We start from the raw sequence: 19,492 nt of genomic DNA, 5'->3' as shown, positions 1-19,492 counted from the left end.
TAATTTATTGGCACGAGCTACAAGCTCGCGCCAGCGGTGGTTTTTCTTACCTCTTATCTCTTATCTCTTACCTAACTCAAACCGTATTTTCTTAGCATTTTTCAGTGTCTCGTGACTGATAAAATAGGATTTGTAAGGTTTGTCGTCGATGTAAATGTTCTTAATGTAAATGTTCTCAGGCGAAGCATTACTTTCTATTACCAAATCACCAGCAGGATAGTACTGCGGATTGCGTTTGAGGGTGATTTTAGTAAACTTAGGCGAGGTGAAAGTATAGTTAGGCTCAGCAGGAGTAATAGGATAGAAACCTGCCATTCCATAAATGAGCCAAGCCGACATTACCCCTGTATCTTCATTACCTGGGAGTCCCGCAGGTTTGTTTTGAAAATACTCATTGATGAGTTGGTCTATCTTCTGTTGGGTTTTCCACTCTTTGCCTTTAAGGAAGTTGTAGAGATACGGATAGGCAATATCGGGTTCGTTTGCCATATCGTACTGTTTACTGTCGAAAATATGGTCGAGTTGCTTTTCAAAAGGTTTTTCACCGCCCATTAGCTTGATCATTCCTTTTACATCGTGGGTTACCATATATACGTATTGCCACGCATTGCCCTCTATATAGCCTACATTTTCTTCAAAGTTAGCTCCACTTTCGGGGTTGAAAGGCGCATACCACTTGCCATTGGCGTGACGCGGACGCAATAAATGGGTTTCTTTGTCGAATAATTTCCTATACGAATAGGCTTGTTTATTAAACTTCTCGTAATCGGCTTTTTTGCCTAATTTTTTAGCGATTTGCGCAATAGCAAAGTCAGCAGCATTATACTCTTGGGTAGTAGATACAGGTCCTCTTACCCCTCCATCTACACTCAGGTAGCCCAATTTCCAATACTCTTTCACTCCTGGGCGTATAGGGTTGTTTTCAAGCGTATTTGCCCCTTTTAGCATCGCCTCGTAAGCTGTTTGTATATCAAAATCGGTGAGACCGCGCAGGTAAGTATCTGCTAATACTATGCTCGCAGGGTCACCTACCATCGTAAAGGTTTCGGTAGAATTGAGTTCCCATTTGGGTAGCCAACCGCTTTCTTTATAGATGTCGAGCATCGTGTGCACCATTTGCAGTTGCTGTTCGGGGTAGAGCAGGGTGAGCAATTGGTGGTAATTGCGATAGGTATCCCAAAGCGAGAACACCGTATAACGCTGGTGATTTTTGCCTATTTTGTTAGTCTTGCTCTCAGGGTAATCACCATTCACATCGTTGAGGAGATTGGGGTGAATAAGCGCGTGATACAGAGCCGTGTAGAATATGGTTTTTTGGTCGTCGGTACCGCCTTCTACGGTAGCGCGGAGGGCATCGTTCCACGTTTGGCGTGTGGTGGCATACACCTCGTCGAAAGTGCGGTTGCCTATTTCTTTTTCAAGGTTTTCACGGGCATTGGCTATGCTCACGTATGAGATACCCATCTTGAGTTCCACGACTTCCTCTTTATCAAATTTATAACGGAAATACGCCCCTATACTATCACCTACTACCTCGCGAGCGAATTGTTCTTTGAGGCGGGTGTCGCCGTTGTACCACATCCATTGGGCTTCTACCCCTTGGTGTTTTTCAGGCGTATGCCAAACGCCATAAGAAGGGGCTACTTTGTTCACTTTAGCTACAAAATACACCGGATAAGCCAGCTCTGGACTGTTATAGCAGAAAGTCCCTACCATACGCATTCCTTCCACCTCGGTAGGCGATACGAATTTCAGCATCGCGCCCTTTTCGTTGGTGAGTCCGAGTCCGAGATTGATGAGCAAATTAGCTTCTCCTTTAGGGAAGTGATAGCGAGTAATGCCTGCGCGGGTGGTAGCAGTAGCTTCGGTTTTGATGTTGTATTTAGTAAGGAAATTGCTGTAATAACCAGCTTTGGAGATTTCTTTTTGGTAAGTAGAGCCGTATTTTAGATGATTTACCTCCAATTTACCAGTGGTAGGCATCGCGATAATCACCCCTAATTCAGGACAGCCCACCCCGCTGAGGTTCACGTGAGTAAGCCCCGTGAAGAATTTATTTTCATTTACATAAGGATTTGAAAGCCATCGACTATCTTTTTCAAGCGGAGCTTTCACTCCCGTAGTATCGAAAGCCACGTTGAAAGGTGAAATGCTAAGCATACCGCGGGGAGCAATTGCGCCAGGGTGCGTAGCACCAAAGTTAGAAGTACCAATCAGTGGATTGATATAATCCACAGGTTGTTGTGCGTGTAGTGATAAAGCCACCCACAAAGTGGCAAAAGAAAGTAGTTTCTTCATTCGTTTAGAACTCTAAATGGTTAATCAGGCTACAAATGTACGATTATTTTTTGAAGTTACAACCTTGTTACCTCCTTTTTTAGTAATTCGTAATTCGTCTTTATTTACTATCTTTGCCCCGTGAAACATTATTTTTTTAATATTATGACAGAAGCCCAAACACTCAAGCATATCATTACCTCTCGCAAAAGCGTCTATCCACCCGAATATAGTGATAGCCCTATACCCGAAGAAGTCTTACAAGAGATTATTAGTTCTGCAGATGAAGCTCCTAACCACAAACGCACTAAACCTTGGCGATTAAAAGTGTATAAAGGTGATGAGAAAGTGCGTTTGGGAGAAGAATTAGTGCGTTTATACAAAGAAAATGTACCGGCAGAGAGCTTTTCTGAGATAAAAATGAATGAAATAGCGAAAAAAGTAGCTAAATCTTATGCCGTAGTTACTATCAGTGTTCATTTTAGTGGTAAAGTAGCCGAATGGGAAGAAATTGCTGCTACAGCGATGACAGTACAGAATATGTATCTCACCTGCACTGCCCACGCGGTAGGCTGTTATTGGGGTACCCCTGGTTTTATGTTTCAACTGAAAGATTTTCTACAATTAGAAGGAAATGAACGTTGTTATGGACTCTTTTTTATGGGAAAGAAAAGATAAAGAGCTGCAATTACCTATTGTGTTACAATTGCTTGTCGTGCTACTACCAAAATCGTTTTACTTCTAAAGGTAAACCTTTTCTTTGTTTATATAGAACAGTCCCTATCACACCAGTGGCAATTAATAGTATTGAAATGGGAATTTCAATACTTAAAAACTCAAAAGTTAAATCGTTAGCCAAAGTCAATACTAAATGTGCAAATACAACTACCCAAAAGTTGAAATTCCATTCCATATAAAGCCAAAAAAGGAAAATTTCCGTTAAAAGTAACATCAAAAAAATCCCTATAACCGACAAAATTTCTTGTAATAGTACGTCTATAGAGAATATTTGCATTAATTTGAAATAACTGCTTATTCCCGATAGGATGTCCTTGTTAAAAAGCAAAATTACAGAAATCGTTACAATAGCTACAGCCAAATAGATAGCTATATAAAATAAAATTATGCGAAAGAACCCCCATTTTGTATAAGAGCTAATTTTCCTAAAGAAGAATGCTCGTGTGCATAGTTCAACAACAAAAATGTTTATAAAAATGTAAAAAAGACTTTTTACATACATCAAATTTTGTAAAAAGCTTAAAGGAAAAAGAGAAAAGACCCAAGCTGCCAAAAACAACACACCTCCAGCAACCAAGCCTTCTTTAATATTACCTTTTATACCCAATACCTGAAGGTAATTTCCTTTGTCGCCTAATAATTTGTATCCTATCACCACAATAGGAAATATTACAATACCCGAAATGATAAAAGGGATGAGTATTTGTATAAAATCATAATCGAGTACTATCAAAAAAGGAGAAAACCATTTCAATAGAATATAGATTGCAAAGCATAGAACTACAATGCGAATATTGCGATAATTGTTTTTTAAATCCGTTGCTGTCATTTCTGAAATTATTTTAGAATTCTGGATATCAATCCACAAAATTGTTATAAGCGTTAATCAATTGGTTGTAATTAGAGTTGAGCTCTTGGTAATCTCTTTCCGAAAATTCCTTTGCTTCTTTCGCATTACGTATCAATTTGCGTGCTGCACCTAAATACTCTCTCACACTTTTGTTGAAAAAATCAAAACTGCTTTTTCTGCTTGCATATTCTTTGTTGCTGATTTCTAACTTTTCATTTTTGGCAACTTGTTCTTCAATAGCAGTGTACAAGTTTTGCAATTTAGCATCGTCTAAGCGCTCGCTTTCAGCTTGAGTTTCTACTTCATCTATAAATTCTTCTGTTTGAGCTACTAATTTTTTAGACGAAATGATGTGTTCTTTTAGAGGGTGGTCTTCTAAACTGCTCTCTTCAGCTTGATTTACGATGGGGCTCATTGTGTTGAGAAGTGTTTTAGCATTTTCTCTAAAAGCCAAGGCTTGAGCTTCAGCTTCTTTTTGGTGGTCTTTCAGTTTTTTGCCATTGTCATCTTTGTAATCTTCTGCATCTAAGTACGATGTAGTAGCATCTATTAAATTGCGCATTGCTTGAGCGCTGCGTTTCATCTCTTCCATTGCTTTTTTAATGGTTTCTTGCTTGTCGCCAAAACCCTTCGGTGCTTCCTTGTTTTCTTTCATAGGGCTGATCATCATAAAAATAGGTTTGATAGGCTTAATAGCCAAAGCACCTGTTGCTTTTTTTTCTACAAACTCTTGAGCTTTCTCTATATAATTCACCCCTTGGTTGATGTACGAGTTGTTATATGTTTTATAGAGTTCTAAGGCGTTGTTGTAATATTCAATCACCTCATTAGCCTCTTGTTGTCCACTTGCCGAACCACTAAAAGGATTATTGCTGTTGTTGTTTTTACAGCCTATAAAAAATAGCGCTATGAGCGCCCATACAAAAGTAAATCTTTTCATATTGCTTTTTTTATTTAAATGAATAATTTTTGGCAAAAGTATGCGAAAATTAGCAAAATAGCAAATTTTAGTTCTTTTATTTTTTTGCTTCTTACCTCTTGTTTCAGTGTTAAAATATTCGTCACAACTCACGTAAAAGGGTATTCTTTTCTCAATTGGTTAAAAAATCAATAAAATCCACAAAAAATTGAATAAACAGTAACAAAAAACACGAAAACATTAGATTATATCCAATAAAATAGGATTTTTATTAAAAAATATGCAATAAAAAACATACTTTAAAAATGTTAAAAAAAATCTAAATACGTTAAATATTCGTTTTTTTTTACTCAAATAGTAGCGTAACACAAAAAAAATAAATATCTTTGCTGAAAATTTTGTGAGTTGTACTTATATACTAAATAGGTGTCTCATAAAATCAGAAATTGAGTATTATAGCAATCTAATAGTTTAATTTTATCAACAATGAAAAAAATAGTTTTGTTTGTTTTAGCAGTATGTGCTTTTGCTCCAAAAGCCTTCTCTCAAGAGCTAAATTTACCACAACAAAATCAGTATTTGGCAGATAGCGAGTTCCTAATCGCTCCTACCTACGCTGGTATTGGTGACTTCGTGCGCATCCGTCTCTCTGCGGTTACTCAGTGGGTAGGTGTAAAAGGCGCTCCCGACTATCAATCACTTGGAGGTGATATGCGTCTCGGTGAACGCAGTGGGGCAGGGGTGATGCTCTATAACGACCGCAATGGTTTTACTAAGCAAATGGGGGGTAAAGCTACCTTCGCTCACCACCTTACTCTCGACCGTTACGACAACCACTTCATCTCTTTCGGTATTTCTTATGCTTTGAATACTTTTAAAATTGAAATCGATAAGTTTGATAGAACTATATCTGGTAACGACCAAGCGCTTACAAACGACCGCTTCACTGTAAACCATAACTTCGATGTGGCTGTCCTTTATCGCTATAAAAAATGGTGGATCAACCTTACAGCTCTCAACATTCTCAACAAAGATATCGAGCGTTTCTACAAAGAAGAACCTAAAGCACTCCGTAACTATATGGTGTATACTGGTTACCGCTACAAACGTGACAAAAATAGCCGATTTGAAATCGAACCTTCTGTCCTCTTCCAACACTACGAAAGTGATGGGCGTTCTACAACCGATTTTAATATCAAATTCCGTTGGCTTGATATAGAAGATTACTATTGGGTAGGATTGAACTATCGTTCTCTCAACGACCAGCTTTTCCGCCCTCTCAACATAGGCCCTATGGCAGGTGCTAAATTCGGAATGTTCTATGCTGCTTATTCTTATCAAGTTACCCTCAACGAACTCATAGGCTATAACTCTGGTACACATATGTTGACTTTAGGTCTCGACTTGTTCCAAGGGGTTAGTAACTGTAAGTGTGCACAACGATAATAAATGGAAGAAATTATTCTTAAAAACATACGCGTCTATGCTTGTCACGGCTGCCTTGCCGAAGAAGGTGTTATTGGTAGCGACTATCGCGTTGATTTAAAAGTATACGCCGATTTAAAAAAAGCAATCCAAACCGATGAGCTCATTGATACCGTAGATTATGTACATCTGAACAAAATAGTAAAAGAAGAAATGGCTATCCGTGCGAAATTGTTAGAAAATGTAGCAGGTCGCATCTCCGATAGAATTTTCTCAGAACTTCCACAGGTTCAGAAACTAAAACTAAAAATCGCCAAGGTTAATCCTCCTATAGGAGGGGATGTAGCTCAAGTAATTGTAAAAATAAAGCGCAAAAGATTTGGTAGTTAAAAAAAAATAATTCTATCTTTGCGCCCTGAACAATAAAAGGCATCGTGGCCGAGGGGTTAGGCGGAGGTCTGCAAAACCTTATACAGCGGTTCAAATCCGCTCGATGCCTCACTTACAATATTTCATTTAATAATTAATAAAAAAAACTTACAAGACAATGATAAATGTTTTAGACAAATTCATTCAGGATATGAAAACCAATGTTCCTGGATTTATCGCTGTTTCAGTTACTGAAGTGCGTTCAGGTGTTTCTTATGGAGCAGAATCAGTAGATCCTAGTTTTGACCCTAACTTAGCTTCTGCTTATAACCTCGAAGTTGTAAAGGCAAAACAAAACGCCCTCCAAATACTTGGTTTGGCTTCTAAAGAAAAAATTGAGGATATCCTTATTACTCTTACTAATCAAATCCACATTATCGATATCGCTGCAAGTGGTGGCTACTTCATCTACTTAGCAGTAGATTCTTCAAAAGCAAACCTCGGTCTTACTCGTGCTTTGCTCGCTAAATACAAAAAAGACCTAGCAGCTATCTTCTAATAAGGAGCTGTTGTCATAATAAACAAATTTAGTTTAATAATTAAAAAGCCATCCCAAAAGGATGGTTTTTTTGCAAATTATTAATTGTTAATTGGAAAAGACTTACACCGTCCAAGAAGCTAAAGCTCGTCTCGAAGCCTATTGTGCCTATCAGGAGCGTTGCCACCGCGAGGTAGTTGCCAAACTCCGTGCTATGGGTATGATTCCTTTAGCTATAGACGATATCGTTGTTCACCTTATTCATTATGGATTCCTCAATGAAGAACGCTACGCCCGAAGTTTTACCCGAGGTAAATTCTATAACAAAAAGTGGGGAAAACTCCGCATACAGCGAGAACTCAAAGCTCGAGGGCTCACCGATTATAATATCGAAGCTGGATTGAGTGAAATTACTGACGAAGACTACTATGATACCCTCAATCTATTAGCCGAAAAAAAACAAGCAACTATCAAAGAAAAAAATCCTTATAAAGCCAAAGCTAAATTAGCCAACTTTCTCCTATACCGCGGCTTTGAACCCGAACTCGTCTACGAAATAGTAGATGAATTATACGACGAATAATATGAAAAGTAGAGCACAAGAATCCACAAACGCCATTGAGCGTATGTATGTAACAATGAGACACCTCTTCTCAAGAGGTTTCTATAAACCTATGGGTATCTCAGGCGAGGCACTCCGCGAGTCTTTACTCGTTCTACGCCCCGAAATCTATGGCACTATCGCTGAAAGTAAATCTGAACTCAGCGGACTTATCTATGTACTCGACCGTCTTCCCGAGGGTATTGAGCAATGTAAGTACATCAATCTCATCGCCGATGAAGGGTATCGCCAGTCGCATTTCAAACCTATTATCCCCCCTAAACGCCGCCGCAATTGCTATCGCATTGATCCCGAGCAAATGAATATCGAAATTACTCGCGGTCGTTCCGATATCTACGATGTGCTTACGCACCTCACTTTCCTCTTTATAGAATCTCACAAAATCGCCGATCGTATTTTCTTAGACGATAATAAAATTTCTCACGATTGGGCAAAACTCGAATCTAATATTCAAAAAAATAAACTCACCCTTGCCGAGCGTGAGGCTACTTTCATACACATCGGTAACTTGTTGGGGCGCACCTTTGAAGAGGTACTCACTGCTTACAAAGCATTGGCTACCCCCGCTTTCCCCGATCGATTTATTCACATCATCTACTGGTTGGGTAAATTGGCGTTCAATGAGCGTGTGAACGACGATAAACGCGTGATTACTTTCAGTACCGTATTGCGCGAACGCATCGGTCACCACCTCCACGGCGAAATATGGGCGGAAAATATCAAACATATCCTCCTTAAAAACGGACTCTTAAACCGCCCCTTGCACATCATCAGTGCTAATATGCACAGCGTGATGAATAGCTTGTTTGCCGAAGAAGCTCTTGCAGGCGAAGTGAAAGTAAAATCACGTATCGAACTTTTTGAGCTGCTTAGCTTGCCCGAGAGTGAACCTCTGCGCAAAAAGGTGAAAGACTATGCTCACAAACACGGAATGATTTCGGTAGACGATACTTCAGGTACCAATATCGATGTCCAACTCTTTGATACTGCCAAAATAGATTTTGCCGATACGCCTTACAAAGTGCATCACCTTGAGGAAAACCAAAAACCTGTAATCTTTGTGATGGACTACGCTTTTGGCGAACAGGCTTACGAAACCATCGACGAGTTGCTAAAACCTTATCACAAAGGTGGTAAGACGCATTTTCTCGATGTGATTTCTATTTCTATTATGGGAAAAGCAGGTATTTTGGAAGGCGAAAAAGGCGATTTGATGATTCCTACTTCTCATATTTTTGAAGGTACTGCCGATAACTATCCTTTCCACAACGAGTTCTCTAAAGCCGATTTTGAAGGGAATGGTCTTAAAGTGTTTGAAGGCACGATGGTTACAGTGTTAGGAACGTCTCTCCAAAATAAGGATATCCTGAAATTCTTCTTGCACTCTACGTGGAATGCCGTAGGCTTGGAAATGGAAGGTGTTCATTACCAAAAAGCTATACAATCAGCTTCTAAAATACGGAAAAGCATACGCGAAGATGTGAAAGTGCGTTATGCTTACTATGCTTCCGATAACCCTCTCGAAACTGGTAGCACTCTCGCTTCTGGCGGATTGGGTACTACGGGCGTAAAACCTACCTATCTCATCACCTTTAAAATATTAGAACAGATTTTTAATTGATAAATTTGGGAATTTACAAATTTGCTAATTTATAAATTATTTGTACTTTTGCCTCTTGAGAAAAACTAAATGAACCCACTCCGCTTTTATGATGATTGATAAAATAAAAGAACATATCGCTAAAATTGAAGATTTTACAGCGAAAACTAAAGAAGAACTCGAACAATTTCGCATTCAATACCTCGGTAAAAAAGGCTTGTTAAACGATTTTTTTGCAGCTTTTAAAGAAGTGCCTAATGAAGAAAAAAAGACCTTTGGGCAGGTAGTGAATGAACTCAAACAAAAAGCTGAAGCTAAAGTACAAGAATGGCGTGACCGTCTCGAAGAACGCAACGAGAGCAATGGTATTTATGGTGATTTGAGCCGCCCTGCTGCTCCTGCTCCCATTGGCGCTCGCCATCCTATTTCATTGGTGAAGAATGAAATTGTAAAAATATTTGCGAATATAGGTTTCGATGTTTCCGATGGACCTGAAATGGAAGACGATTGGCACAACTTCACTGCCCTCAATCTCCCCGAATATCACCCTGCACGTGATATGCAGGACACTTTCTTTATACAAACTAACCCCGATATCCTTTTGCGCACTCACACCAGTTCTGTACAGATACGCTATATGGAAAACCACCAGCCGCCTATCCGTACAATCTCCCCAGGGCGCGTGTTCCGCAACGAGGCTATTTCTGCTCGCTCTCACTGCTTGTTCCACCAAGTAGAAGGCTTGTATATCGATAAAAACGTATCTTTTGCCGACCTCAAACAAACACTTTTGTACTTCACTAAAGAAATGTTTGGCAAATCTCGTATCCGCTTACGCCCGTCCTACTTCCCTTTCACCGAGCCTAGTGCCGAAGTAGATATCTACTGGGGGCTTAACAACGAGGTAGATTACCGCATTACCAAAGGAACTGGTTGGCTCGAAATTATGGGTTGTGGTATGACCGACCCTAATGTGCTTAAAAACTGCGGTATCGATAGCGAACAGTACAGTGGTTTTGCTTTTGGTATGGGGGTAGAACGCATCGCAATGTTGCTTTACCAAATAGGGGATATCCGTATGTTCTACGAGAACGACGCTCGATTCTTAGAACAATTCAAAAGCGCTCTTTAATTAAATTAACAGACTAACAAACGTGTCACAACACTTGTTACCTGTTACTTGTTACTTGTTACCTTAAAAAATGCTTTTCCTTAAAAACGTTTCTTTTGCCTACAATGGGCAACCCGAATTACTGAAAAATATCTCTTTTGAACTCTCACAAGGTGAACACCTTTCCTTGATGGGCGAAAGCGGATGTGGCAAGAGTACCCTCCTCAAAGTTATCTACGGACTTGTAGACGTACAAGAAGGCTCTGTGCTCTTTCACAACGAACGCGTCTGGGGACCCTCACGTCAGTTAGTGCCAGGTTTCAAAACGATGAAATACCTCGCTCAAGATTTTGGCTTAGGACCTTACCACACTGTTGCTGAGAATGTTGGTAAGTTTATTTCCAATCTCGATTTGGATTATAAAAAAGAACGTGTAATGGAACTCCTCACCTTAGTAGGTATGGAACGCTTTGCTCCCCTAAAAGCCCTAAACCTCAGTGGTGGCGAAAAACAGCGTGTAGCATTGGCAATGGCATTAGCACAAGAACCCCAATTGTTGTTACTCGATGAACCCTTTAGTCAGGTAGATAATTTTAGGAAAAACGACTTGCAGCGCACCCTTTTTGCTTATCTAAAAGAGCAGAATATCAGCTGTATAGTAGCAACTCACGACGGTAAAGATGCCCTTTCTTATTCTGATAAAACAGCAATAATGCGCAAAGGTGAATTGTTGCACTTTGGCGATACCCTCAATATCTACGCTCAAGATACCGATGCTTATACTGCTTCTCTCTTTGGAGAAGTAACTACCTATCAAGGCAAACTCTTTAGACCTCATCAAATTGTGCTTGCCCCTCATCCCACCGATTGGCGAGCTACTGTGCAACATAACTACTTTCAGGGAGCACATTACCTTATAGAAGCTACGACTCCCGAGACAAAAATCTATTTCTATCACCTCATCCCGCTTGCTAAAAACGCTATAGTTCATTTACAAATCAAATAGCTCGTGCGGATCGCACTAAATCGCCAAATGTATTTCCATCACTATAATATCGTAACACCTTTAGGACTCGACCTCCCTACCACCGCTCATTTGGTGCTGAGAGAACAATCGGGTATCGCTCGTTATCCTATCTATGGGCAACTCACCAATGTTTGTCTTTCTAAAATAGGCGATGGAGCTTTGGAGAGCAAATACCAGCAACTCGTGGGGCTTGAAGGTTTTTCGCGATTGGAAAAAATGCTCCTTTTGGCAGTTGCTCCTATACTTCGTTATATCAAAATTACCCCTCGCACTGCTCTAATTCTTTCCACTACTAAAGGTAATATTTCAGCACTTGCCAAAGGAAATCCTACCCCTTTACTTTCGGCTACAGCTCAAAAAATAGCCAATGCAATAGGGATCTCTACAACGCCTATTGTTGTCTCTAATGCTTGTGTATCAGGAGCAATGGCGCTCTCAGTAGCCGATAGTCTGCTAAAAACAGATAGTTACGACAGTGCTGTGGTATTGGCTGGCGACGAGATAAGTGAGTTTGTGCTTTCGGGTTTTCAGTCCTTTCAAGCAATGAGTGCTAAACCTTGCAAGCCTTACGATGCTACTCGCGATGGCATTACCTTGGGTGAGGCAACCGCTGCGGTGTATGTGAGCAAGGAAGCGCAAGCTGCTAAAGCTCAGCTCTTGGGGAGCAGTTCTATCAACGATGCCAATCATATTTCAGGGCCTTCACGCACTGGCGAAGGATTGTATTTGAGTATCCAAAACGCTCTCGATGAGGCAAAAATAGACCCCAAGCAAATAGACCTCATCAATGCTCACGGCACTGGTACCCTCTATAACGACGAGATGGAAAGCATCGCCTTTATGCGAGCCAATCTCCTTTCAGCGCCTCTCAACAGCTACAAAGGTTACTTTGGTCACACCTTAGGTACTTCAGGTCTGCTCGAAACCCTACTTACCATTGAATTAGCTCATTACAAAACCCTTCTAAAAAGTCTTAATTTTGAAACTCTCGGTGTTTCTCATCCTATTAATGTGTTGAGAGAAACCCAGCATAAAAAAGTGAATTACATCCTCAAAACAGCCTCAGGCTTTGGTGGTAGCAACACCGCACTTGTGATCAAACAACTATAACCCCCTAATATATAATTACTAACATCTGAATATTATTTTTTTATGTTAAAAAAAAGTGAAGAAAATTTGCTTATTAAGAAAATATTCGTAACTTTGAGCCCGATTTTAACACTATAAAGGAATAAAAAGATGAGAAAAATAATTTTTTTGATGAGCATTTTTGCTGCCCATCTCACTATGGCACAGCAACAAAGCTCTCCAGATGGCAGTGTGATGCTCTCTTTTTCACTGAAAAGCGACGGAACTCCTTCATATAAGGTTACCTACAAAAATAAACCAGTGATAAACGAAAGTACTTTGGGCTTCACTCTTAAAAAAGCCGAGCCTTTAACCAATAACTTTAAAGTAGTAGATACTAAAAAATCTACTTTCAAAGAAACTTGGAAACCTGTATGGGGGGAAGAAAGCGAAATCCTTAACCACTACAATGAGCTTCTTGTTTCTTTAGAGCAAAATAATACCAACCGCAAAATGAACATTCGTTTTCGCGTGTACAACGAAGGAGTGGGATTCCGCTATGAGTTCCCTTCACAAAAAGAGCTCACCTATTTTGTAATAGAGGAAGAACTCTCGCAGTTTGCGATGGCTGGAGACCACACCGCTTGGTGGATTCCTGGGGACTACGACACCCAAGAATACGACTATACGGAAAGTAAACTCTCCGAAATTCGCGGATTGATGAAAGAAGCTGTTACCGAAAACGTATCGCAGTTTGCTTTTTCACCTACTGGCGTACAAACTTCTCTAATGATGAAAACCAAAGACGGCTTGTATATCAATCTTCACGAAGCTGCTTTGGTTGATTACTCCTTGATGAACCTCAATCTCGACGACAAAACTTTCGTCTTCCAATCTTGGCTCACTCCTGATGCTAAAGGTGATAAAGGTTACCTAATGGCTCCTTGCCACAGCCCTTGGCGTACGATTATGGTGAGCGACGATGCACGTAAAATCTTAGCTTCTCGATTGATTCTCAATCTCAACGAACCTTGTGCTATCGCCGATACTTCTTGGATTAAACCTGTAAAATACGTAGGTGTTTGGTGGGAAATGATTACCGGTAAAAACTCTTGGAGTTATACGAACGACCTCCCTACTATCGACCTTAATACCGTTGATTACAGCAAAACTAAACCTAATGGTACCCACGGCGCTAACAACGAAGAAGTGCGCAAATATATTGATTTTGCAGCGAAACACGGATTCGATCAAGTGCTTGTAGAAGGTTGGAATATAGGTTGGGAGGACTGGTTTGGTAACAAAAAAGACTATGTGTTCGATTTTGTAACCCCTTACCCCGATTTCGACCTCAAAGCGCTCAACGACTACGCGCACTCTAAAGGTGTAAAACTGATGATGCACCACGAAACTTCTGGCTCTACTCGCAACTACGAACGCCATATGAAAGCCGCTTACGAGTTGATGAACAAATACGGTTATAACTCAGTGAAAAGTGGGTATGTAGGCGATATTCTTCCAGTGGGTGAACACCACTATAGCCAATCGACTATCAATCACTACCTTTATGCGATTAAAGAAGCTGCTAAACACAAAATAATGGTAAATGCGCACGAAGCAGTACGCCCTACCGGTATTTGCCGTACTTACCCTAATATGATAGGTAACGAATCAGCTCGCGGTACTGAGTATGAGGCTTTTGGTGGTAACAAAGTATTCCACACCACTATCTTGCCTTTCACTCGTTTGCAAGGAGGCCCTATGGACTATACCCCTGGTATCTTCGAGACCGAAATGAAGTATGTAAATCCTAACAACAACAGTCAGATACGCACCACTTTGGCACGCCAATTAGCATTGTATGTAACAATGTACAGTCCGTTACAAATGGCAGCCGACTTGCCAGAGAACTACGAAAAGTACGCTGATGCTTTCCAATTCATCAAAGATGTACCCGTAGATTGGCAAAAAAGTGTATACCTTGAAGCTGAACCAGGACGTTACATCACCATTGCTCGTAAAGATAAACACAGCAACGATTGGTACGTAGGTTGTACCGCTCACGAAGGTGGTCATACTTCAGAACTCTTGCTCAACTTCCTCGATAAAGGCAAGAAGTATGAGGCTACCATCTATGCCGATGCCAAAGATGCCAACTGGAAAACCAATCCTAAGGCATATACTATTACCAAACAAAAAGTAAATGCTAAAACCAAATTAAAACTCACAGCTGCTCAAGGTGGCGGCTATGCTATTAGCATTAAAGAAATTAAATAATGAGTCAGTAAGTCGATTTGCAAATCAACAAATATATCACCACACTTTGCCAAAGTGTGAAACTTTGGCAAAGTTGATAAGTCAAATTAATTCTTGATTAGCATCGACAAATCGACAAATTTTCAAATTAGAAAAGCGTATGAAAGTAAAAATGAACAAACTACTTTATGCAGTAGTGTTTTTCTTGTGTGTAGCTTTCGGTTATGCACAACAAATCACTGTAAAAGGAACAGTGAAAGATGGCGCTGGCGAACCCTTAATGGGTGCTAGTGTGCTCGTAAAAGGTACCTCTCACGGTACTGCCGCCGATTTCGACGGTAATTTTGAACTAAAAGTAGAGAAAGGGGCTACTCTCGTATTCTCATCTGTAGGTTTCAAATCTCAAGAAGTAGCTGCTAAAGCAGGAACTATGAACATCGTTCTTCAAGAAGATGTACAACAACTCGGCGACGTAGTAGTTATCGGGTATGGAGTAGCTAGAAAACAAGATGTTACAGGTTCTGTAAACTTGGTAACTACCAAAGACTTCAACAAAGGGCAAAACCTCTCTGCCGACCAATTGTTACAAGGTAAAGTAGCAGGGGTGCAAATTACCTCCGCTGGTGGTGCTCCTGGTGATGGGCAAAACATCCGCGTGCGCGGTACAGGATCTCTTACTTTGAACTCTAATCCACTTGTAGTAGTAGATGGTATACCAATGAACGATGGAGCTGTTGGGGGGTCACGTAGTATTTTGAACTCTATCAACCCCGAAGATATTGAGAGTATGACCGTGCTAAAAGACGCTTCATCTACAGCTATCTATGGTTCACGTGCTGCCAATGGGGTAATTATGATTACCACCAAAAAAGGAAAGATGAACCAAGATACACAAGTAGCGGTAAATTCTAGTATCTCTTTCAGCCAAGTGTCCGATTATGTAAACCTCCTATCTACCGATGAGTTTCGTGCCTTAGTAAACCAAACTGGTACTGCTGATCAAAAAGCACTATTAGGTAATGCAAATACTAATTGGCAAAAAGAAATCTACCAAATAGCACCTACTACCAATACCACTGTAGGAGTTTCTGGTTCTATCAAATCTGTGGTTCCTTACCGCCTTTCTGTAGGACATACTTATGCCGATGGTATTCTCAAAACTGATAAATTCCAACGTGCAACCGCTAAATTGTCTTTAACACCTCAGTTCTTTGATAAATCATTGCGTACTGAGTTCAACGTATCAGGCTCTTTTATCAAAAACCGCTTTGCCGATAAAGGTGCTATAGGTGCTGCTATTGAGTATGATCCTACCCAATCAATTTATGGAGGTCCTGATAAATATGCAGGTTATCACACTTGGTTAGAAAATGGCAACAAAAACAATAATGCTCCTTCTAACCCATTAGCATTGCTTTATTTGCGTGATAATACCTCTACTGTAAATCGTTTGATTTCTAACGTGAAAGTAGATTATACTTTGCCTTTCTTCAAAGATATTACGGCTACTATCAACACAGGTATCGATTATACTAAGAGTAATGGTGATGATATTACCGATCCTCGTATGCCTTCTTCATCAAGTACTTTCAATGGGGTACACGATCATTATACACACATTGCCTCTAATGCCCTGTTTGATGCCTATGCAAACTATATGAAAGAAATTGGTAAACATAACCTTTCATTTATGGTGGGACACTCTTACCAACGTTTTTATTTCAGTAAAGAATCAAATAAAACTGAATACTTCACAGGGCAAAATAATGTTGAAACTCCAGTGAACGACAAGAGCCGAAATGTACTTATCTCTTTCTTTGGTCGTGCTAACTATAGTTTCAACGACCGCTATATGCTTACAGCCACCCTCCGTGCCGATGCTTCTTCTAAATTGAACCCAGACGACCGTTGGGGCTACTTCCCTTCTGTAGCTTTCGCTTGGAATGTGAAAAACGAATCTTTCTTAAAAGATAAAGAAAAAGTAAACGAACTTAAACTTCGCCTCGGTTATGGTGAAGTAGGGAACGTAAATGGTCTCGGCGATTATCTATTCCTTACTCGTTATGTAGGTAGTATCAACGATGGTGCTTATTATCAAATAGGCAACCGCTATATTGCAACAGCACGTCCTGAAAGTGTGAACAAACATCTCAAATGGGAAATTGGTAATACTCTCAATGCGGGTATCGACTATGGTTTCTTTGGCAATCGCCTCTTCGGTAGTGTGGATGTATATCGCAAGCTTACCAAAGACCTTATCGCCGAAGCTAACGTAGCTCCATTTACTAACTATGGTAGCCGTATTGCTAGCAATATTGGAGATATGGAAAACAAAGGGATTGAAGCAATTGTGAGCGTAGTGCCTGTGCGCAATGATGAAAAAAATATCAATTGGACTCTCACTTACAACATCGCCTACAATAAGAACGAAATTACCAAACTTACCAACCTTCAAAACGTAGGAGGTATTAGTGGAGGTACTGGTAATACGGTACAACGCCACCAAGAAGGCTATGCCCCTTACACTTTCTACCTCTATGAGCAAGTGTACGGAGCTGATGGTATGCCTATTGAAGGAGCTTATGTAGATAGAAACAATGATGGCAAAATAGATGAAAACGACCGTTATATGGGCAAATCTCCTTATGCCGATATCACTATGGGACTTACTACCAACCTCACTTACAAACAGTGGGATTTGAATATCGCTACCCGTGCAAGCCTTGGTAACTATGTGTACGACAACGTATCATCTGCCAATGCATCGCTTGACCGCGTGTATTCCGATAACATTTTGCGCAATACACCAAGCTCTTACTACGACACTTTGTTAAGTCAGCGTAAAACGCAAACAATGCTTAGCGATATGTATTTACACGATGCGTCTTTCTTCAAGATTGACAATATCACCTTAGGTTACAATTTCCCTGAAGCTAACAAACTAAAAGTACGTCTCTATGCTACTATGCAAAATGTACTTACCCTTACTAAATACAAAGGATTAGATCCAGAAGTATTATCTGTGGATGCTAATAACAGAGCAACTTCAGGTATCGATAACAACGTATACCCACGTCCTAAAACTTACCTATTTGGTATTAACTTAAATTTCTAAGCGTATGAAAAGTAATTATATCAAAATATGGGGATTGGCAGCAGCTTTATCACTTAGCAGTTGTTTGAAAGACTTAGACCAAGACCCTTCTATCGACCCCGATAGCAAAACTGAAAATTCAGTAAAATCAAACTTAGATGAAGCAGAACAAGCCTTAGCAAAAGTATACGCTTCTTTAGCTCTTACAGGGCAACAAGGACCTTCGGGATCTCCTGATATACAAGGGATAGATGAAGGAACAAGTCAGTTCACTCGTCTCTTGTTCTATATGCAAGAACTCCCTACAGATGAAGCCGTAGTAGCGTGGAGCGACCCAGGTGTGCCCGATTTTCACAATATGAACTGGACTGCCAGCAATGGTATCATTGAAGGTATGTACTACCGATTGGCACAAACCGTTTCATTTGCTAATTCATTTATCTCAATTAACCAAAATAGCCAGTTTGAGGAAATGAAAACCTACGGAGTTGCCGAAGCCCGTTTTATTCGTGCTTATGCCTATTATTACTTAATGGATTTATTTGGGGCAACACCTATTATAACCGAAGTAAAAGATAACCTTACTACTTCCGATCGCAAAAGTCGTGCAGAGGTGTTTGCTTTTATAGAAAGTGAACTCAAAGCTATCGAAAACGACCTCAAGGCTCCTAAAACTAATGAATATGGTCGTGTGGATAAAGCGGCTGCTTGGGCTTTGTTATCTCGCCTATATCTCAATGCCGAAGTGTATACAGGTACCCCTCGTTGGGCTGATTGTATGGAATACGCTACAAAGGTAATCAACTCTGGTTATAGCTTAGCTCCTAATTACAAAAACCTTTTCTTAGCCGATAACGATACCAATGGCGCTCAAAACGAAAATATCTTTACCGCTAATTTCGATGGTTTGAGCTCAAAAACTTGGGCAGGTAGTACTTTCTTAGTACATGCATCTATAGGAGGCGCTATGTCAGCTCAAAACTATGGTGTAGGTAGCGGTTGGGCTGGTATTCGCACTACTAAATCTTTAGTGCAAAAATTCAACGGAACAAACAACCCTCCTACTGCTTGGACAGATGCACGTGCAATGTTCTTCACCAATGGTCAAGAATACGAAATTAGTTCTATCTCTAATTTCAAACATGGTTATGCTATTACTAAGTACAAAAACATCACTTCAGCAGGTGCAAAAGGTAAAGACCCTGCAGGTGACTTTGTAGATACCGATGTAGCTCTTATACGCTTAGCCGAAATATACTTGAACTATGCTGAAGCTGCTATGCGCAGTGGTAATAATACAGCTAATGCACTTACTTATGTAAACCTATTGCGCTCTCGTGCAGGAGTAACTACACTTGGTGCTGTTACTACCGATGAAATACTTAATGAACGTGCTCGTGAACTTTATTGGGAAGGATTCCGCCGTACCGATTTGATTCGTTATAACCAATTTGTAGAAGGTACGTATTTATGGCCTTTCAAAGGTGGTGTAGCAGCTGGTGCAGCTGTTGATAACTTCCGCAAACTCTATCCTATACCTGCTAACGTAGTATTGTCATCAGGAGGTGTAATCAAACAAAATACTGGATACTAAAAAC

15 protein-coding genes and 1 tRNA gene are annotated in these 19,492 nt (G+C 40.2%); 13 read left to right on the top strand and 3 right to left on the bottom strand.

The window, feature by feature from the left end; all coding sequences use genetic code 11:
• Positions 1 to 60: 60 nt before the first annotated feature.
• Positions 61 to 2,298 (bottom strand): GH92 family glycosyl hydrolase, encoded by a 2,238-nt coding sequence (locus tag DR017_RS07765; protein ID WP_002677786.1) that lies wholly within the window; start codon positions 2,296 to 2,298, stop codon positions 61 to 63.
• Positions 2,299 to 2,442: 144 nt separating this feature from the next.
• Between DR017_RS07765 and DR017_RS07760 the strand changes: the two genes are divergently transcribed.
• Entirely contained in the window at positions 2,443 to 2,955 is a 513-nt protein-coding gene (locus DR017_RS07760; RefSeq protein ID WP_002677869.1) for a nitroreductase family protein, read from the top strand.
• A gap of 43 nt (positions 2,956 to 2,998) precedes the next feature.
• Here the strand turns inward: DR017_RS07760 and DR017_RS07755 are convergent, their stop codons facing one another.
• Together DR017_RS07755 and DR017_RS07750 are read right to left on the bottom strand one after the other, a co-directional pair.
• Positions 2,999 to 3,883 carry a hypothetical protein gene (locus DR017_RS07755; RefSeq protein ID WP_256587556.1) on the bottom strand — a complete coding sequence of 295 codons (885 nt, stop codon included), beginning with the start codon at positions 3,881 to 3,883 and terminating at the stop codon, positions 2,999 to 3,001.
• On the bottom strand, positions 3,873 to 4,805 hold the full coding sequence (locus DR017_RS07750; protein WP_002677757.1) for a YiiG family protein: 933 nt from the start codon (positions 4,803 to 4,805) through the stop codon (positions 3,873 to 3,875). The genes DR017_RS07755 and DR017_RS07750 overlap by 11 nt, the downstream gene beginning before the upstream one ends.
• 465 nt (positions 4,806 to 5,270) lie before the next feature.
• Here DR017_RS07750 and DR017_RS07745 point away from each other — a divergent pair, with 465 nt between their 5' ends.
• From DR017_RS07745 to DR017_RS07690, 12 genes are all read left to right on the top strand, one after another.
• Positions 5,271 to 6,230 (top strand): PorP/SprF family type IX secretion system membrane protein, encoded by a 960-nt coding sequence (locus tag DR017_RS07745; protein WP_002677988.1) that lies wholly within the window; start codon positions 5,271 to 5,273, stop codon positions 6,228 to 6,230.
• 3 nt (positions 6,231 to 6,233) lie between these two features.
• On the top strand, positions 6,234 to 6,599 hold the full coding sequence (folB, locus tag DR017_RS07740; RefSeq protein WP_002677893.1) for a dihydroneopterin aldolase: 366 nt from the start codon (positions 6,234 to 6,236) through the stop codon (positions 6,597 to 6,599).
• A 38-nt stretch (positions 6,600 to 6,637) separates the two neighbouring features.
• A tRNA-Cys gene (locus tag DR017_RS07735) sits at positions 6,638 to 6,708 on the top strand.
• Between the two features lie 48 nt (positions 6,709 to 6,756).
• Entirely contained in the window at positions 6,757 to 7,137 is a 381-nt protein-coding gene (locus DR017_RS07730) for a hypothetical protein (protein WP_002677716.1), read from the top strand.
• Between the two features lie 91 nt (positions 7,138 to 7,228).
• Positions 7,229 to 7,699, top strand: a complete 471-nt coding sequence (locus DR017_RS07725; protein ID WP_002677698.1) for a regulatory protein RecX — start codon at positions 7,229 to 7,231, stop codon at positions 7,697 to 7,699.
• 1 nt (position 7,700) lies between these two features.
• Positions 7,701 to 9,359 carry a DUF6909 family protein gene (locus DR017_RS07720; RefSeq protein WP_040360760.1) on the top strand — a complete coding sequence of 553 codons (1,659 nt, stop codon included), beginning with the start codon at positions 7,701 to 7,703 and terminating at the stop codon, positions 9,357 to 9,359.
• Between the two features lie 88 nt (positions 9,360 to 9,447).
• Positions 9,448 to 10,470 (top strand): phenylalanine--tRNA ligase subunit alpha, encoded by a 1,023-nt coding sequence (gene pheS / locus DR017_RS07715; protein ID WP_040360770.1) that lies wholly within the window; start codon positions 9,448 to 9,450, stop codon positions 10,468 to 10,470.
• Between the two features lie 70 nt (positions 10,471 to 10,540).
• Positions 10,541 to 11,455 (top strand): ABC transporter ATP-binding protein, encoded by a 915-nt coding sequence (locus DR017_RS07710; RefSeq protein ID WP_002677855.1) that lies wholly within the window; start codon positions 10,541 to 10,543, stop codon positions 11,453 to 11,455.
• A gap of 27 nt (positions 11,456 to 11,482) precedes the next feature.
• On the top strand, positions 11,483 to 12,586 hold the full coding sequence (locus DR017_RS07705) for a beta-ketoacyl synthase N-terminal-like domain-containing protein (protein ID WP_002677721.1): 1,104 nt from the start codon (positions 11,483 to 11,485) through the stop codon (positions 12,584 to 12,586).
• A gap of 129 nt (positions 12,587 to 12,715) precedes the next feature.
• Positions 12,716 to 14,821, top strand: coding sequence for a glycoside hydrolase family 97 protein (locus DR017_RS07700; protein WP_002677819.1), 2,106 nt, complete (start codon positions 12,716 to 12,718; stop codon positions 14,819 to 14,821).
• 139 nt (positions 14,822 to 14,960) lie between these two features.
• Positions 14,961 to 17,915 carry a SusC/RagA family TonB-linked outer membrane protein gene (locus tag DR017_RS07695; protein ID WP_002677684.1) on the top strand — a complete coding sequence of 985 codons (2,955 nt, stop codon included), beginning with the start codon at positions 14,961 to 14,963 and terminating at the stop codon, positions 17,913 to 17,915.
• 4 nt (positions 17,916 to 17,919) lie between these two features.
• The gene (locus DR017_RS07690) at positions 17,920 to 19,488 is read left to right on the top strand and encodes a RagB/SusD family nutrient uptake outer membrane protein (RefSeq protein WP_002677925.1); all 1,569 of its coding nucleotides are present in this window, start codon (positions 17,920 to 17,922) and stop codon (positions 19,486 to 19,488) included.
• Positions 19,489 to 19,492 lie beyond the last annotated feature (4 nt).

The organism is Capnocytophaga sputigena, assembly GCF_900446695.1.
Lineage (GTDB): Bacteria > Bacteroidota > Bacteroidia > Flavobacteriales > Flavobacteriaceae > Capnocytophaga > Capnocytophaga sputigena.
Note: the sequence above shows the minus strand (reverse complement) of the source record. Positions and strands in the feature narration are given on the sequence as shown.

What these genes read in the sequence shown, in the direction of transcription:
- folB (WP_002677893.1), top strand. Translation starts at nt 6,234, where the DNA reads ATGGAAGAAATTATTCTTAAAAACATACGCGTCTATGCTTGTCACGGC.
- DR017_RS07760 (WP_002677869.1), top strand. Translation starts at nt 2,443, where the DNA reads ATGACAGAAGCCCAAACACTCAAGCATATCATTACCTCTCGCAAAAGC.
- DR017_RS07700 (WP_002677819.1), top strand. Translation starts at nt 12,716, where the DNA reads ATGAGAAAAATAATTTTTTTGATGAGCATTTTTGCTGCCCATCTCACT.
- DR017_RS07690 (WP_002677925.1), top strand. Translation starts at nt 17,920, where the DNA reads ATGAAAAGTAATTATATCAAAATATGGGGATTGGCAGCAGCTTTATCA.
- DR017_RS07745 (WP_002677988.1), top strand. Translation starts at nt 5,271, where the DNA reads ATGAAAAAAATAGTTTTGTTTGTTTTAGCAGTATGTGCTTTTGCTCCA.
- DR017_RS07765 (WP_002677786.1), bottom strand. Translation starts at nt 2,298, where the DNA reads ATGAAGAAACTACTTTCTTTTGCCACTTTGTGGGTGGCTTTATCACTA.
- DR017_RS07710 (WP_002677855.1), top strand. Translation starts at nt 10,541, where the DNA reads ATGCTTTTCCTTAAAAACGTTTCTTTTGCCTACAATGGGCAACCCGAA.
- DR017_RS07695 (WP_002677684.1), top strand. Translation starts at nt 14,961, where the DNA reads ATGAAAGTAAAAATGAACAAACTACTTTATGCAGTAGTGTTTTTCTTG.
- DR017_RS07705 (WP_002677721.1), top strand. Translation starts at nt 11,483, where the DNA reads ATGTATTTCCATCACTATAATATCGTAACACCTTTAGGACTCGACCTC.
- DR017_RS07750 (WP_002677757.1), bottom strand. Translation starts at nt 4,805, where the DNA reads ATGAAAAGATTTACTTTTGTATGGGCGCTCATAGCGCTATTTTTTATA.
- DR017_RS07720 (WP_040360760.1), top strand. Translation starts at nt 7,701, where the DNA reads ATGAAAAGTAGAGCACAAGAATCCACAAACGCCATTGAGCGTATGTAT.
- DR017_RS07730 (WP_002677716.1), top strand. Translation starts at nt 6,757, where the DNA reads ATGATAAATGTTTTAGACAAATTCATTCAGGATATGAAAACCAATGTT.
- pheS (WP_040360770.1), top strand. Translation starts at nt 9,448, where the DNA reads ATGATGATTGATAAAATAAAAGAACATATCGCTAAAATTGAAGATTTT.